The following is a 16,256-nucleotide window of genomic DNA, read 5'->3' on the forward strand; positions in this document are numbered from 1 at the left end:
CCTGCAGGGTCAGCGCTTGCTGCACCGTGAACTGGTGCACATCCTTCGCCTGCAAGGTAAAGGCAAAGCTGCCCGCCACCGTCGGCGTGCCACTGACGATGCCGGTCGCCGCATCGAGCGCCAGGCCCGCCGGCAAGGCGCCGCCGCTCACGGCATACGCATACGGCGCCACGCCGCCGGCGGCTGTGAAGGTCTGGCTGTAGGCATCTCCGGCGCGGATCGCCGCCAGGCTGGCCGGCGTCAGGGTCAGGATCGGCGCCGCGACGGCCAAGGTATAGCTGTTGGTCGCGCTGAACGGCGCCCCCACGCCCGTGCTGCTGTCCGTGACCTTGATGCTGAACGGGAAACTACCCGCCACATTCGTCGTGCCGGACAGCACGCCGGTGGATGCGTTCAGGTTCAGGCCCGTTGGCAGGTTGCCGCTGCTGACGCTGAAGGTGTATGGCGCCGTGCCGCCCGTTGCCGTCAGGGTCGCGCTGTAGGCCGCTTCGGCCGTCGGGTTGGGCAGACTGGCCGGGGTCAGGCTGACCGTGGCCGACGCGACCGTCAGCGTATAGCTTTGCGTACCGGTGAACTGGTGCGCATCTTCCGCCTGCACGGTCAACGTAAAACTGCCGGCCGCCGTTGGCGTACCGCTGAGCAAGCCGCTGCCGCTCAGGGTCAGGCCGGCAGGCAGGCTGCCGCTCGACACCGTATAGGCATACGGAGCGACGCCGCCATTGGCCGTCAGTTGCCGGCTGTACGCCGTGGCCGCTGTCGCTGCCGGCAAGGTGGCTGGCGTGACCGTGATGGTCGGTGCGGAAACGGTCACCGTATAACTCTTGCTCGCACTGAATGGCGCACCCGCGCCCGTGCTGCTGTCGCTGGCGCGCAGGCTGAACGTAAAGCTGCCTGCCACATTCGTCGTGCCGGACAGTACGCCGGTCGATGCATTCAGGGTCAAGCCGGCCGGCAGGCTGCCGCTGGTCACGCTGTAGGTGTACGGTGCCATGCCGCCCGTCGCCGTGACGCTGACGCTGTAGGGGGTTTCCGCCACGGGATTGGGCAAGGTGGCCGGGATCAAACTGACGGCGGGTGCGCCCACAGTGACCGTCACGGTGGCCGGTGCCGAGGTGCCGCTGCCATTCGTGGCCGTATAGGTAAAACTGTCGCTGCCGCCGTAGCCGGTCGTCGGCGTATACGTGATGCCGGTACCGCTGGCCGTCGCCGTGCCATGTGCGGGTGGCGATGCCACGGCCACCGAGGCCGCCGCGCCGCCGCCCAGGTTCAAGGTGATCGGATTGGCGCTGCTGCCGTAGGCCACCGTCGTGGTGACGGCGCCGGCGACAGGCACGGCGACCGCCACCGTACCGGAATAGGCGCGTACACCGGTATATGGTCCGCTACCGCTGCTGCTGTCCGTGACCATGATGCTGAAGCTGTACGCACCCGCCACCGTCGGCGTGCCGGACAGGGTACCGTTCGCCGCCAGGGTCAAGCCGGTGGGCAAACTGCCGGCAGTGACGGCATAGCCATACGGCGACGTGCCGCCAGTGGCGGTGACGCCCTGGCTGAAGGCGACGCCGGCCGTCATGGCAGGCAAAGCCGCCGGGGCGACGCTGATCGCTGGCACTGCCACGGTCAGCGAGTACGCCCGCGTACCGGCATACGGACCGCTGCCCGTCGAACTGTCCGTGGCGAGCACGGTAAAGTTGAAGGTACCGCCCGCCGTCGGCGTACCCGCCAGCAGACCGGCATTGGACAAGGTCACGCCGGCCGGCAAGGCGCCGGCGCTGACGGCATAGGTGTAGGGTGCAAGACCGTTCGCGGCCGTCAGGGTCTGGCTGTAGGCCGCACCGACTGTGGCACTAGCCACGCTGGTTTGCACAATCGTCACCGTCGGCGTGCCCACGGTGATCGTCACGGTGGCCGCCGTCGAGGTGCCGATGCCGTTGCTGGCCGTGTAGGTAAAGCTGTCTGACCCGCCGTAACCGGCCGTCGGCGTATAGGTGATGCTGGTGCCGCTGGCCGTCGCCGTGCCATGGCTGGCGGCGGATGCCACCGCCACCGAGCTTGCCGCGCCGCCGCTCAGGCTCAAGGTGATCGGATTGGCGCTGCTGCCGTAGGCTACCGTGGCGCTGACATTGCCGGCAATGGGCGCACCCGGTGCCACGCTGCCGGAATAGGCGCGTGAGCCAGAGAAGGGAGCGCCTGCGCCGGTGCTGCTGTCGGTAGCGGTGATGGTGAAGCTGTATGCGCCCGCCGCCGCCGGTGTACCGGACAGGGTGCCGTCCGCCGCCAGGGTCAAGCCGGTGGGCAGGCTGCCGGCGGTAACGGCATAGTTATAGGCTGCCGTACCGCCCGTGGCGGTGATAGCCTGGCTGAAGGCGACGCCTGCCGTCATGGCCGGCAGGGTCGACGGCGCGATGCTGATCGTTGGTGCCGCCACCGTCAGCGAATAGGAACGCGCACCAGCATACGGGCCGCTGCCCGTCGAACTGTCCTCGGCGCGCACGGTGAAATTGAACGTGCCTGCCGCCGTCGGCGTGCCCGAGAGCAAACCTGTGGACGTATTCAGGCTCACCCCGGACGGCAAGGCGCCAGCGCTGATCGCATAAATATATGGCGCGGCGCCATTCGCGGCGGTCACGTTCTCGCTATACGCCGTCCCCACAGTTGCCGCAGGAACGGTGCTTGGCGCAAGGACGATGGTGGGGCCGCCAACCGTGATCGTCACGGTGGCAGGCGCCGAGGTGCCGATGCCGTTGCTGGCCGTGTAGCTAAAGCTGTCCGGCCCGCCGTAGCCTGGCGTCGGCGTATAGGTAATGCTGGTGCCGTTGGATGTCGCCGTGCCATGGCTGGCGGCGGACGCCACCGCTACCGATGTTGCCGCACCGCCGCCCAGGTTCAGGGTGATCGGGTTGGCGCTGCTGCCGTAGGCCACTGTGGCGCTGACAGCACCGGCCGTCGGCGCACCGGCCGCTACCGTGCCGGAATAGGCACGCGCACCCGTATAGGGTCCGGCGCCGCCACTGCTGTCGGTCGCGGTGACCGTAAAGCTGTAGGCACCAGCAGTTGTGGGCGTGCCGGACAAGGTACCGTTCGCCGCCAGGGTCAAGCCCGCAGGCACGCTGCCGGCGGTGACGGCATAGCTGTACGCTGCCGTGCCGCCGCTGGCGGTAATGCCCTGGCTGTAGACCACGCCCACTGTCGGCACCGGCAGGGTCGACGGGGCGACGCCGAGCGTCGGCGACGCCACCGTCAGCGAGTAGCCGCGCGCACCGGAATACGGGCCGCTGCCAGTCGAGCTGTCCGTGGCCCGCACGGTAAAGTTGAAGACGCCGCCAGCCGTCGGCGTGCCCGACAGCAAACCGGTGGAGGTATTCAGACTCAACCCGGCTGGCAAGGCGCCGGCGCTGATGGCATAAGTGTATGGCGCGCCGCCGTTCGCGGCGGTCACGCTCTGGCTGTAGGCCGTCCCCACAGTTGCCGCCGGCACGGTGCTTGGCGCAAGCGTGATGGTCGGTCCGCTGACCGTGATCGTCACGGTGGCCGGCGTCGAGGTGCCGATGCCGTTGCTGGCCGTGTAGGTAAAGCTGTCCGGCCCGCCGTAGCCTGCCGTCGGTGTATAGGTGATGCTGGTGCCGCTGGCTGTCGCCGTGCCGTTGCTGGCAGCAGACGCCACGGCCACGGAAGTCGCCGCGCCGCCGCTCAGGTTCAGGGTGATCGGATTGGCGCTGCTGCCGTAGGCCACCGTGGCGCTGACATTGCCGGCAACGGGCGCACCGGCAGCCACCGTGCCGGAATAGGCGCGTGCGCCCGAGTATGGTCCGGCGCCGGTGCTGCTGTCAGTGGCCGTCACAGTAAAGCTGTAGGCGCCTGCCGCCGTGGGCGTGCCGGACAGGGTGCCATTCGACGCCAGGGTCAAGCCTGCGGGTAGGCTGCCGGCCGTTCTGGCATAGGTATACGTGCTGGTTCCGCCGCTGGCAGCTATCGTCTGGCTGTAGGCGACACCGGATGTCATTGCCGGCAGGGTCGTCGGCAGGATGGCGATGGTGGGCGCGGAGACCGTCAAGGTATAGGCGCGCGTGCCATTGACGGCCAGCGAGTCGGTGGCGCGCACGGTGAAGTTGAAGGTGCCGCCCGCTGTCGGCGTACCCGACAGCACACCGCCACCATTCAAGCTCATGCCAGCCGGCAAGGCGCCAGCGCTGATGGCATAGGTGTACGGCGCCGCGCCACCCGTCGCCGTCACGGTTGTCGTGGAGTAAGGCTGGGCCACCGTGGCGTTCGGCACGGTGGCCGGCGCCAGCACGATGGCGGACGTGATCGTGACGTTGTACACGATGGGCTGCCCCACATCGTCCCTGACGGTAAACGTGTCCGAGGTCGCGCTGAGATTGGTATTCCGGTAGCGCACGGCATTCGTGGCATTCGAATCTTCCAGCGTGCCATATAGCGGCGCCACCAGGGTGCCCGTCAGACCGAACTGGGAGCAAGGCGCATTGGTGTAATCCTCGTAATACTCGCCCCCCGCGACGATGCTGACCGCGCGCGGGCTCGGGCAGGTGCTGGCGGCGGAAGCCTGGCTGGATAAGAGGGACAGCAAAAGAAACAGCAGGGTTCCCGCCAGGCGCATCAGCCACGATGGCCCCAAGCCTTGAGCTGGCGGCGCGCCATGGATCCCGGCAATGCAGCCGTCAACACCGCGGACAGGCGTGAACAGCCATCCAAATTTCGTGAAATTTAGAAACATTTGTCTTCCCTCGATACATTTATCTTGACGCTGGACCTTGTACGGATAACGGTCATGGCAAACCTGTACACCGATAACAGCAACCTTCAACAGGCCTGAAGATGGCTTCCCAGCATGATTGAACCTTGCTTTACGTCAATCTATGCTACTACGACTTACAAGGAAAGTAACTGCGAGATATTATCAAATAGGGAAGTTTTTTAACGAAAAACAATTATTGTTGAAATGGTGTATTTATCTGGCAACAGAATTGAAAGAGAATGCCTCATGGAGGGCTGGATTGACCAACTCGCCGTGTGTCATGCCTGTGGTTCATCGGGCGTGGGGGCAGCGAATTGGCCTTGCGCAGCCTGTCGTCAGTTGTACGCACGCAACGCCGGCGACTGTCATCTTGCAAGCCACGCGCACAGAATTTCTTGCCGGTGGGCAGTACGGCCTGCCAGGCAGTTTGCCCGGCAGGCCGCGCCACCTGGTGGCCGCTTACTGCATGGCTTGCTGCAAGCCCGGCGCGAACTCGGCGCCATGCTTGATCTGCGCCGTGGACGCCTTCAGGGTGGCGCCAATCGGCTCGGCACGGCCAGCCAGGCATTGGCCCAGGAAGTTCTCCGTCACGGCATTGAAGGCGATGTTGTTGACGGGCCGGGCAAAGCCATGACCCTCGTCGGGGAACAGCACATACGTGACGGGGATATTCTTCGCTGCCATGGCCGCCACGATCTGGTCCGACTCAGCCACGTTGACGCGTGGATCGTTGGCGCCCTGGCCGATCAGCAGCGGACGCTGGATGTTCTGCGCAAAGTTCAGCGGCGAGCGCTCCTTCAGCAGCGCCTTGCCCTCTTCCGTGGTCGGGTCGCCCATGCGCTTGTAGAACTGCTGCTTGCCCGCTTCCCAGTACGGCGGGATGGTTTGCAGCAGGGTAAACAGGTTCGACGGACCGACGATGTCGACGCCGCAGGCAAACGTCGTCGGCGTGAACGCCATGCCGGCCAGGGTGGCGTAGCCGCCGTACGATCCGCCCATGATGGCCACCTTGTCGGCCGTGGTCACGCCGCTCTTGACGGCCCACTGCACGGCGTCGAGCAGGTCGTCATGCATCTTGCGGCCCCACTGCAGGTCGCCGGCCGAGATGAACTGCTTGCCGAAGCCCGTCGAGCCGCGGAAGTTCACGGACAGTACGGCGTAGCCGCGGTTGGCCAGCCACTGGTGGTAGCCGTTGTAGCCATAGGTGTCGCGCGCCCAAGGGCCGCCATGCACCAGCAGCACCATCGGCACCGCCTGCGTGGCCTTGCCATCGGACGTCGCCTTCGACGCCTGCGGCAAGGTCAGATAGGACACCAAGGTCAGGCCGTCGCGCGCCTTGAGTTGCTGCGGATACATGGGCACCAGCGGCGCGCCTTCCAGTTCCGGCCGGGTCACATATAAACGCGTGAGCTTTTTGGTCTTGCGCTCGTACAGCCAGCTCGATGGCGGCGCCGTGACGGCGTCGACATTCACCAGCCATTTGTCGTCGGCATCCGTGCGCGACGTCACCGTGAACTGGCCCTGCGTGTTTTTCTTCAGGAAAGCCAGGTCGGCTTTCAGCTCGTTCGTCAGCGGCAGATATTCCTGCTGCAGATAATTGACCGTATAGGCCTGCACCTGGCCCGTGCGCGTGTCGTACAGCGCATCGGCGATGTCGGAACGCGGGTCTTGCGCCACGACCGTGCTCTTGCCGCTGGCCACATCCTGCGCCAGCAGCGCCGAGGTATTGCGGCCGCGCGAATCGGTCCAGTACAGAGTCTTGCCATCGACCGTGAAGGCCAGCGGCGCCGTCGTCTGCGAGTCTTCCAGGGCCACTTCGGCCAGTGGCGTGCTTTCAACCTTGCCGTCCGTCAGGCGGAAATACTGCATGCCGCCATCGGCGCGCGCCTTGCTGGCGATGCGCAGATTGAGCAGCTCATCGGCCAGGTAGCCGCCATAGCCATCGTTCTGCTGCACCAGTGTCAGCTTGCCGCTGGCCAGGTCCAGGCTGTACACGTCGTGCCAGCGCGCATCGCGATTATTGATGCCGACAAGGATGCGGTCCTTCACCTTGCTGCTGATCTGGACGATCCGCACGCGCGTCTTTTCGAACGGCGTGTAGTTGATCTGCTTGCCGCTCGCCACGTTCACGCCGTACAGCAGGAAATTCTCGTCGCCACCCTTGTCCTGGATGAACAACAGGGTTTTCGAATCGGGCGACCAGAAGCTGCTGCGGATGGGCCGCACCTTTTCTTCCGTCAACGGGCGCGCCTGCGCCAGGTCATTGGCCGGCGCCACCCATACATTGAGCACGCCATCGCGCGGCGCGATCCACGACAGCCACTGCCCATCGGGACTGAGCTTGCCGCCGGACTTGCTGGGATTGCCGAACAGCTTGGCCCGCTCGATCAGCGGCGTTTCCTTGACAGGGGCTTGGGCGTGCGCCGGCAGTACGGCGGCGAACAACAGGAGAGGCAGGACAGGCAGGACATAGCGAATCATGGACACCTCATGGTTGTGGGATGAAGGGAAAACATAATAATTATGCATGTGCCAGCACATCATAGGCCAAAGCCATATCGCCAGGTTGATGACAGTGATGGGCGACGCGAATCGGGGGATGGAATGCGGGAAAGGGAGTATGGAATGCGATGCGGACGACCATCCCAACGCTGGGCTGCGCTTGATGGACTAGGTCTGCGGCGCAGCCATCGTTGTTTGCTTCGCCTCGGCCAGTATCCATTGCGTGAATGTCTGGATGGGTTTTCCGCTCAAGCCGATGGGCTCGGGAAGGACGATGCAAAAGGTCTTGGAGATGGTTTTTCCATCGGGCCACGGAGCGGCCAAGCGGCCTTGCGCCAGCTCTGTTTCCACGTAAAGGCGCGGCACCAGGGCGACGCCGAGACCGGCCAATGCTGCCTCGATCAGCATGGCATGCAGATCGTAGCGCGCACCGGTCGCAGGATTGTTCAGCGCGACTCCGGTTTCCCGGGAATAACGTTCCCAGGCATCCGGATTCTGCCGCCGATGCAGACGCGGCAGCGTATCCAGTGCGGTTGATCCTTTGCCCTCTTTCAGAAGTGCAGGATGGCAAACTGGCACCAGCACCTCATGCAGCAACGGATACGTACGCATTCCTGTCCAGGCCGGATGCTCGAAATGGATGGCGGCATCGAAGCCGCTGCCGGCAAGAACGAAGGGGTGCATGCGTTCGGTGAGATGCACAGTGATGTTCGGATGCTGCTGCTGGAATTGTGGCAAACGGGGAATCAGCCACCGCATGGCGAACGTCGGGATGACGGCAATGTCGAGGCTTGCGCCATCGATGGGCTGTCCCATCAGATACTGGCTGTCTCGCTCCAGCCGGTCGAGCGACTCGCGCACTTGCGCCGCATAACGCTCCCCGTTCGGCAATAGCCGGACACGATTGCCGACTCGTTCAAACAAGGTAACGCCAAGAAAGACTTCGAGCCGGCCAATCTGCCGGCTGATGGCCCCTTCCGTCAGCGACAACTCCGCCGCCGCCCGGGCGAAACTGCCATGGCGGGCAGCGGCCTCGAAGGCCATCAATGCGGCGTTGCTGGGGATCTTGCGGCGCATGAGAGTTCCTGACTCAGAGCCAGGTTAGCGGCTCACCTTGATGTTTAATCATGGAAGGATACCAAAAAATCGATTTATAAGGATAAATTCAGGGTACACAATGACTGAACATCAACAAGGAAGGCCGGTGCGCAAAGCGTCCGGTCACGAGCGATCTCATGATATATACAGTCGAATGCAGCTTTGCCGATCCCGCCAGCGAAGCGCAGTGGAATCATTTTTATAGCCTGGAAAAACTGCCCGCGCTCATTTCGGTAAGCGGCTTCCATACCTCGCAGCGCTTCAAGGCCTTGAGCGCCGGATGCCCTGTCTACCTCGCCATGCATACGATCGACAGTCTCGATGTGCTTCAGGGACAGGAGTATCGCCAGAAAGGCGGCGGCAATTTCGCGCGCTGGCAGCAGCACATCACCGACTGGCACCGCAATCTGTATGCCGGCCTTGAGCGCGCACCGGCCATCGGCGCAGACGACTATCTGGTGACAAGTACGGTCGGCCCGGAGCCGCTTATCGACATGGGCCTCGCTCCCTGTCGGATGCAGGCTGTCGCGTTGGAAAGGTTTCCTGAATATCGATGGGTGGCGAAGATGGGGCGCGCCACTGGCCCCGGCATGCATCAGCTGCCGGAGGGCGTCCATCTGTATGCGCCCATGACCGGTCAGTTGACGAGCGGCAGCGACATCGCCGCGCACATTTCGCGGTAGAGCCCACATGCCCAACGTGACGATTTTCATGCCAACGGAAAAGATGCCGCCAGATGCAAATCTGGCGGCACTCACCGACCAATGTACCGAACTTTGCACAGGGATGCTTGAAGCTGCGCTGGTGAACGTGCACATCATCTATGTCGGTGTCCATCATGGCCGGGGGAATCCGGCCTATGCAGAAATCCAATACCGGCTTGTACCGTTCAGGACGAAAGCAGTCATGGATGTGTTCATGGAAAGGCTGGAGGGCATCATCAAAGAAAATACCGGCCTTGCTGCACGCATCCGCTGTTTTGGCTATGCGACCCCGGCCATTCATGCACGCAATTGATTATCAGAAAGGAATACGGCAGTGGATCACATACCATTTCCCAGCCAGCAGATAGGCGAGTTTTCGATCACGGCCATCAGTGACGGATACCTGTCCGCCAGTCTGGATTTGCTCTCCAATATAGATTCGATGGATGCGTCAAAATTGCAGCAAGACGCGGGGGTGAACGATCCCTCTTCCATCCATATCAACTGCTATCTGGTGCGCGGCCGTGGCCGCACAATCCTGATTGATGCGGGTGCAGGCGGATTCAAGCACTGGGGCGGCAAGCTGAAAGTCAATCTTGCGCTGGCTGGCGTACAAGCCTCGGACATCGATACGATACTGCTGACGCATGCGCATCCCGATCATGTCGGCGGGCTGCTTGATGCTTCAGGAGAAGCCGCCTTTCCCGATGCGCAGCTGGTGGTCCACCAGCACGAGGTTGCTTTCTGGGAAGACGATGGCAATCTCAGCCGAGCCAGTGAACGCGCTCGCGGCAACTTTCTGTTTGCCCGCAAGGTGTTTGACAAGTACCGGGGAAAGATGCGCTTGTTCACTGAAAACGAAGTTCTCCCGGGCATTAGTGCGATGCCCCTTCCCGGGCATACCGCAGGGCATTCCGGTTATCGCATCGAATCCGGTGGCCGCAGTCTGTTGATTTGGGGGGATATCGTGCACTTCCCCCAAATCCAGATTGCGCGTCCCGAGGTATCTATTGCCTTCGACCAGGATCCCCTGCTATCGGCCGAAACACGCTCGACACTGCTCGATGTTGTCAGCGCCGACAACATCCTCATCGCCGGCATGCACCTTGGCGAACTCGGCTTCGCGCGCATCCAGCGCAAAGGCGGTCTCTACAGGATAGTCTACGAAGCCTAGCGGCTGCCCGCGCGCAGTAAGGTCAAGGCCTGCCGGCGAGTTGCTTCGTCCGGGGAAGCGACCCGGCGCCTTCACAGTCGTAGCTTGCCTGCGCGCAGATCTCCCAGCCGCCGCCCAGCGCCTTGTAGATGCTGACAACGGCAAGCCGCTGGTTGGTGCGCGCGATGGCCAGCGCACGCCGGCTGGCAAAGTCGGCCCGTTCCGCTTCGAGCACGTCCAGGTAGAGGCCTGCGCCTGCCGAAAACTGTAGCTTGGCAAGACGCGCAGCCTCGCGGGTTGCCGCCGATTCCTGCATTCGCAAGCCGAGCGTGCTGCCTGCCGTGCCGTGGTCTTTGAAGGCATCGTCCGTTTCCTGGAGTGCGCGCAAGACGGCCCGGTCGTAGACGAGCAGGGCTTCCCGGACGCGTGCCTCGCTGGCGGCGATGCGGGCGCGCACGCGCCCCGTATCGAGCAGATTCCAGCGGATGACGGGGCCAAGGAAGCTCGATTGCATGCCAGCGTCGCCCATCGCATCGAGGCTGCCCGCGACGAGTCCGATGGAACCCGTTACCTGGACCTCGGGATACAGGCCAGCCGTCTCCACCCCGATGCGCGCCGTCGCGGCAGCCAGGTTGCGCTCGGCCGCCGCAATATCGGCGCGCCGCGCGAGCAGCCCGGCAGGATCGCCCACGGCGATCGTCCGCACCGTCAGCGCGTCACTTGCCGGCGTGACAGCGGGAAGGCGGAACGTCTGCGGCACTTCGCCAAGCAGGACGGCCAGTGCGTTGACGGAGGCCGCGCGGCGGCGCTCCAGTTCGGGCGCGGCCACCTCCACCGAGCGCAGTAAGGCCTCGGCACGGAGCCGGTCGAGTTCGCTGGCAGAGCCTGCGCTCACCATGCGCTCGACCAGCGCCAGGCTGTCGCGCTGGCTTTGAGTGATGCTGGCGACGACAGCGAGTTCAGCTTCGATGCCGCCCAGCTCGAACCAGGTGGCCGCCACCGTGGCGGCAACACCCGCCTGCACGCCGCGCAGCAAGGCCTCGCGCGAGCCCGCCTGCGCTTGGCCCGCCTCCACGGACCGCCGCACGCGGCCGAACAGGTCGATCTCCCAGGACGCATCGACGGTGCCGCGATAGCTTTCGCTCTGGCGCGGCTGGCCGGGCAGCGTTTCGGCCTTGCTCAGGCGGCGCTTCTCATACCCGAGCGCGGCGCCACCTTGCGGCAGGAAGCCCTGCCGGTCTTCGCGCAGCAAGGCTTTTGCCTCCGCGAGCCGGGCGGCAGCGATGCCGACGTCGTGGTTGGCCGCCAGCGCCCGCTGGATCAGGGTGACCAGCGCCGGGTCGTCGAAGCTGCGCCACCACTCCACCTCGACCGCTCCCGGCACAAGACCGGCTTGGGCCTGGCCTGCGCTGCCGGAAAACTGCGCTGCGGACAGCGGCGGCGGCAAAGGCGTCGCATAATCGGGGCCGACCGCGCAGCCGGCCAGCAACGTGAGCCCACTCAATGAGACTAAAATTGTTTGATACGGGCGATTCATGTCGTGCTCCTGTCCATACTTGTCTTGGTAATTGGCGTGTGGCGTTCGAAGCGGACCGCCAGGGCGCGCATCACCACATAAAACACGGGCGTGAGGAACAGTCCGAACAGTGTCACACCCAGCATGCCGGCGAACACCGCGATGCCCATGGCCTGGCGCATCTCGGAGCCGGCGCCACTGGCAAAAACCAGCGGCACGACGCCAGCGATGAAGGCAAGCGAGGTCATCAGGATGGGCCGCAGCCGCAACCGGCAAGCCTCGATGACCGCATCGAGCGCGCTCGCCCCTTCCATTTCCAGGCTACGGGCGAACTCGACAATGAGGATGGCGTTCTTGGCCGCCAGTCCGACAAGCACGATGAGCCCGATCTGCACGAAAATGTTGTTGTCGCCACCCGCCAGCCACACGCCGATGATCGCGCTCAACAAGCACATCGGTACGATCAGCAGGACGGCCAGCGGCAGCAGCCAGCTGTTGTACTGTGCGGCCAGGATCAGATAGGCGAGCAGCACACACAGCGGGAAGATGAACAGCGCCGAATCGCCGGCCAGCTTTTGCTGGTAGGTAAGGTCGGTCCATTCAAAGCTCATGCCTTCAGGCAGCACCTCCTTCGCCAGCCGTTCCATGACAGCCACGGCCTGCCCCGAACTGACGCCTGGCATCGCGCCGCCCGAGATGTCGGCCGAGGGATAGCCATTGTAGTGAACCACGCGGTCCGGACCGGAACTGGGCGTGACGGTGACAAACGACGACAAAGGCAGCATGTCGCCGGCCGCATTGCGTACCTGCAAGCGGCCGATGGCCTCGGCCTGCATGCGATGCTCGGCATCGGCCTGGGCCGTCACCTTGTAGGTCCGGCCGAAGCGGTTGAAGTCGTTGACGTAGAGGGAACCGAGGTAGATCTGCAACGATTCGAACACGTCGGCCAGGCGCACTCCCTGGCTCTTGACCTGGGTACGGTCGATGGCGACCTCGAGCTGCGGGGCATTGACGTCCAGGCTGGTCATGAGGCCGGCCACCTGTCCCGACTCGCTGGCCTTGGTCATCAGGATATGCGTCTGCTGCACCAGGGCATCGAGCCCGGCGCTGCCACGGTCCTCGACCAGCATCTTGAAACCGCCGGTCGCGCCAAGGCCGGGGACCGGCGGCGGCGGGAACACGCCGAGGAAACCGTCGGGAATGCCAGCGAACTTCGCCTGCAGGCGCCCGGCGATCGCATTCGCGGTGAGGTCGGGCGTCGTGCGCGCCTTGAACGGGTCGAGCATGACGAACATAACGGCCGCGTTCGGCACGTTGACGAAGCCGTTGATCGACAAGCCGGGGAAGGCGACGACGCTTTCAACGCCAGGCTCGGCCAGCGCAATCTTCGACATTTCCTTGGCGACCGCGTCGGTCCGGTCCAGCGATGACGAGTTGGGCAGCTGAGCGATCGCCACCAGATAGTATTTGTCCTGCATCGGCACGAAGCCCGGCGGCACGGCCTTGAAGCCGAAGAAGGTCAGCGCGAGCAGGCCGCCGTACACGAGCAAGGCCACGCCGCTGACCCTGACGACTTTGCGCACGGTGTTGCCATACGCATCCGGCGCGCGCTGGAACGGCCGGCCCAGCATCTGCAACAGGCGCTCGGCGCGGCCACGCAGGCTGCGTGGATCATGCACGGCCTCGGCCCCGGCCTTGACCTTGCCTGGCTTGAGCAGAATGCCGGCAAGCGCCGGGCTGAGCGTGAGCGAATTGACGGCCGACAGGATGGTCGAGATGGCGATCGTCAGCGCGAACTGGCGGTAGAACTCGCCCTGCAAGCCGCTCAGGAAGGCGGTGGGAATGAACACGGCGGCAAGCACCGAAGTGATCGCGATGATGGGGCCCGTGACCTCATCCATGGCGCGCCTTGCCGCTTGCCTGGGCTCCTCGCCATTTTCGATGTGGCGCTCGACGTTCTCGACCACCACGATGGCGTCATCGACGACGATGCCGATCGACAGCACCAGACCGAACAGAGACAGAGTGTTGAGCGAAAAGCCCATCAAATGCATGACGGCGAAGGTGCCGATCAGCGACACCGGCACCGCCATGAGAGGAATCAGCGACGCGCGCCAGTTGCGCAGGAACAGCACCACCACGATGACGACGAGAATGATCGCCTCGAGCAAGGTCGTTGCCACCGATTCCAGCGAGGCACGCACAAAGACCGTCGGGTCATAGGCGATGCGCGAGCTCAGTCCCGCCGGGAAATTTTCCTCCAGCCGCTGCATGGTATCGCGTACCGCCTGCGCAACATCGAGCGCATTGGCGCCTGGGCTTTGAATGATCTGCAGGGCGACGGCCGGCTCGCCGTCCAGCAGACTGCGCAGCGCATACGCGTCGGCACCCATTTCGATGCGGGCCACGTCGCGCAAACGCGTCACCTGGCCTTCGGCGCCCGTGCGGATGATGATGTCGCCGAACTGTTCCTCGTCGGTCAAGCGTCCGAGCGTGTTGACCGTCACCTGGAAGGCGGCGCTGGAGTCGGGAGACTGGCCGACGGAACCGGCGGCCACCTGTACGTTCTGTTCGCGCACGGCGGCAATCACCTCGCCGGCCGTCAGGCCGCGTGCGGCGATCAGGTTCGGATCGAGCCACAGCCGCATGCTGTATTCGCCCGCGCCCCAGACGAGGACGTCGCTGATGCCGGGAATGCGGGACAGCTCGTCGCGCACCTGCAGGTAGGCGTAATTCGATATGTACAGGGGATCGTAGCGCTTGTCGGGCGACAGCAGGTGCACCACCATCAGGATGTCCGGCGAGGTTTTCTGCGTGACGACGCCCTGGCGCTGCACTTCTTCAGGCAAACGCGGCAGCGCGCGCGCGACCCGGTTCTGCACCTGGACCTGCGCCATGTCGGCGTTCGTCCCCTGCGCGAAAGTGACGGTCAAGGTCATGCGGCCGTCGGTTGCCGATTGCGACGACATGTACTGCATGCCCTCGACTCCGGTGATGGCCTGCTCGAGCGGCGCCGCCACCGTTTCGGCGATCACCTTGGGATTGGCGCCAGGATAGGCAGCGCTCACCTGCACGGTCGGCGGCGTCACGGCCGGATATTCGCTGAGCGGCATCTGGAAGAAAGCAACGATGCCGGCGAGCACCATCAGGACCGAGAGGACGATGGCAAAGATCGGACGGTCGATGAAGAAACGTGGGAAGGACATTACGCGGCCCCCGAGGTTTTCGGCACGGCGATGGGCGTGCCGTCAATCGCGGCCGACTGCGGCGTCACCTGCATGCCAGGGCGCACGAGGCCCTTGACGACGATGCGCTCGCCGGGCTGCAGCCCCTGCTCGATCACGCGCAAACCGTCGACCATCGGGCCGAGTTCGACGGGCCGGAACTCCGTCTTGTCGCCTTTGCCGACCACGAGCACATAGCGGCGCCCCTGGTCCGTGCCTATCGATTGATCGGAAACGAGCACTCTGGCTTGCTGTGCCCCTGTCTCCAGCCTGACCTTGGCAAACAGGCCGGGCGTGAGTTTTCCATCGGGATTGTCGACCACGGCGCGGACACGCACCGTTCCCGTGCCGCGGTCAGCGGCGTTGGCCAGGAAATCGACACGGCCGGGACGTGAGTATGTCTTGTCCGTGGCCAGCGCCACCATGACCTTGGCCGCCTGCGCCCCACGCGCGGTGGCGCTGGCCCGGCCGGCGGCGAGCGAGCGCAAATAGGTGCGTTCATCGACATCGAAATAGACGTGCAGGGGATCGATGGAAACGATGGTCGTCAGAGGCGTCACGCCGCTGGCCACGTAGTTGCCCTCGGTGACGAGAACCTGGCCGACACGTCCGCTGATCGGTGCCGTGACGCGCGTGAAACCGAGCTCCAGTTGCGCAGTGTCGAGCGCGGCCCTGGCGGCGTCGACCTGTGCCTTGCCCGCATGCAGCGCCGCCGTTGCCACGTCGAGACGGTCGCGCGCGACAATCTTCGTGGCGAACAGCTGTTCGGCGCGTGCATGCTCGGTCTGCGCCAGCATCGACGCCGCCTCAGCCTCGCGCAAGCGCGCCGTGGCGGCATGCACCGCCGCCTGGAACACGCGTGGATCTATCACGAAGAGCTTGCTGCCCTTCTCGACAAAGCGGCCTTCCGGCACGCTCACGTCCTGCAGGTAGCCGGCCACCTGCGGGCGCAACTCAACCCGCTTGACGGCGGTCAGCGAGCCGTTGAACTCGACGTACGGTGTTGCCTGGCGAACGATCACTTCGGCAACGGGAACGCCGGGCGGCTTGGCCGCAGCGGCAGGCGATGCCGTCTGCTTGCATCCGCTGACGGCAAGCGCGGTGCCCAGCACCGCGGTGATCAGGGTTATTGGTGTGACTTTCATCATTGTGCCTTTCGCGACTGGAGTCGACATGGTTTTGTTGAGCTGAAACAACTCCCATTGCCTTTATCCGACCTGACACACTTGGAAGGTCAAGCTTTTTTATCGATGTGAGGACTGGGGCGGCTCGGCGCGGTGATGCGCACCGTGTCGAAACTTCC

The 16,256-nt window shown here is 64.4% G+C and carries 9 protein-coding genes; 3 read left to right on the forward strand and 6 right to left on the reverse strand.

The features are described 5' to 3' along the window. From AC54AG_RS00005 to AC54AG_RS00015, 3 genes are all read right to left on the reverse strand, one after another. The coding region (locus tag AC54AG_RS00005; RefSeq protein ID WP_496629235.1) for a beta strand repeat-containing protein at positions 1–4,735 on the reverse strand (4,735 nt) is incomplete at its 3' end. Between the two features lie 480 nt (positions 4,736–5,215). Further along, entirely contained in the window at positions 5,216–7,237 is a 2,022-nt protein-coding gene (locus AC54AG_RS00010) for a S9 family peptidase (protein ID WP_496629236.1), read from the reverse strand. 189 nt (positions 7,238–7,426) lie between these two features. Then, positions 7,427–8,335 carry a LysR substrate-binding domain-containing protein gene (locus AC54AG_RS00015; RefSeq protein WP_070305253.1) on the reverse strand — a complete coding sequence of 303 codons (909 nt, stop codon included), beginning with the start codon at positions 8,333–8,335 and terminating at the stop codon, positions 7,427–7,429. Between the two features lie 158 nt (positions 8,336–8,493). Between AC54AG_RS00015 and AC54AG_RS00020 the strand changes: the two genes are divergently transcribed. Genes AC54AG_RS00020 through AC54AG_RS00030 form a run of 3 tightly spaced genes read left to right on the forward strand, consistent with a single transcriptional unit; the run spans position 8,494 to position 10,234 of the window. After that, the gene (locus tag AC54AG_RS00020; RefSeq protein ID WP_219327474.1) at positions 8,494–9,039 is read left to right on the forward strand and encodes a sugar ABC transporter; all 546 of its coding nucleotides are present in this window, start codon (positions 8,494–8,496) and stop codon (positions 9,037–9,039) included. 7 nt (positions 9,040–9,046) lie between these two features. Beyond that, positions 9,047–9,373 (forward strand): hypothetical protein, encoded by a 327-nt coding sequence (locus AC54AG_RS00025; RefSeq protein ID WP_496629237.1) that lies wholly within the window; start codon positions 9,047–9,049, stop codon positions 9,371–9,373. 21 nt (positions 9,374–9,394) lie between these two features. Then, a complete protein-coding gene (locus tag AC54AG_RS00030) occupies positions 9,395–10,234 on the forward strand; it encodes an MBL fold metallo-hydrolase (protein ID WP_496629238.1) in 840 nt (279 codons plus the stop codon). Between the two features lie 22 nt (positions 10,235–10,256). On the opposite strand, the gene AC54AG_RS00035 is transcribed toward AC54AG_RS00030, so the two are convergent. The 3 genes from AC54AG_RS00035 to AC54AG_RS00045 are packed head-to-tail and all read right to left on the reverse strand — an operon-like array spanning position 10,257 to position 16,101. Beyond that, positions 10,257–11,750, reverse strand: a complete 1,494-nt coding sequence (locus AC54AG_RS00035) for an efflux transporter outer membrane subunit (RefSeq protein WP_496629239.1) — start codon at positions 11,748–11,750, stop codon at positions 10,257–10,259. Continuing rightward, the gene (locus AC54AG_RS00040) at positions 11,747–14,935 is read right to left on the reverse strand and encodes an efflux RND transporter permease subunit (RefSeq protein WP_331778083.1); all 3,189 of its coding nucleotides are present in this window, start codon (positions 14,933–14,935) and stop codon (positions 11,747–11,749) included. Before AC54AG_RS00040 ends, AC54AG_RS00035 begins: the two co-directional genes overlap by 4 nt. Further along, positions 14,935–16,101, reverse strand: a complete 1,167-nt coding sequence (locus AC54AG_RS00045) for an efflux RND transporter periplasmic adaptor subunit (RefSeq protein ID WP_331778084.1) — start codon at positions 16,099–16,101, stop codon at positions 14,935–14,937. Before AC54AG_RS00045 ends, AC54AG_RS00040 begins: the two co-directional genes overlap by 1 nt. Between the last annotated feature and the right edge of the window lie 155 nt (positions 16,102–16,256).

This window comes from Janthinobacterium sp. BCJ23 (genome assembly GCF_059617945.1).

Coding starts and splice junctions, on each gene's coding strand:
- AC54AG_RS00025 (WP_496629237.1), top strand. CDS start 9,047: ATGCCCAACGTGACGATTTTCATGCCAACGGAAAAGATGCCGCCAGAT.
- AC54AG_RS00015 (WP_070305253.1), bottom strand. CDS start 8,335: ATGCGCCGCAAGATCCCCAGCAACGCCGCATTGATGGCCTTCGAGGCC.
- AC54AG_RS00010 (WP_496629236.1), bottom strand. CDS start 7,237: ATGATTCGCTATGTCCTGCCTGTCCTGCCTCTCCTGTTGTTCGCCGCC.
- AC54AG_RS00035 (WP_496629239.1), bottom strand. CDS start 11,750: ATGAATCGCCCGTATCAAACAATTTTAGTCTCATTGAGTGGGCTCACG.
- AC54AG_RS00045 (WP_331778084.1), bottom strand. CDS start 16,101: ATGATGAAAGTCACACCAATAACCCTGATCACCGCGGTGCTGGGCACC.
- AC54AG_RS00040 (WP_331778083.1), bottom strand. CDS start 14,935: ATGTCCTTCCCACGTTTCTTCATCGACCGTCCGATCTTTGCCATCGTC.
- AC54AG_RS00020 (WP_219327474.1), top strand. CDS start 8,494: ATGATATATACAGTCGAATGCAGCTTTGCCGATCCCGCCAGCGAAGCG.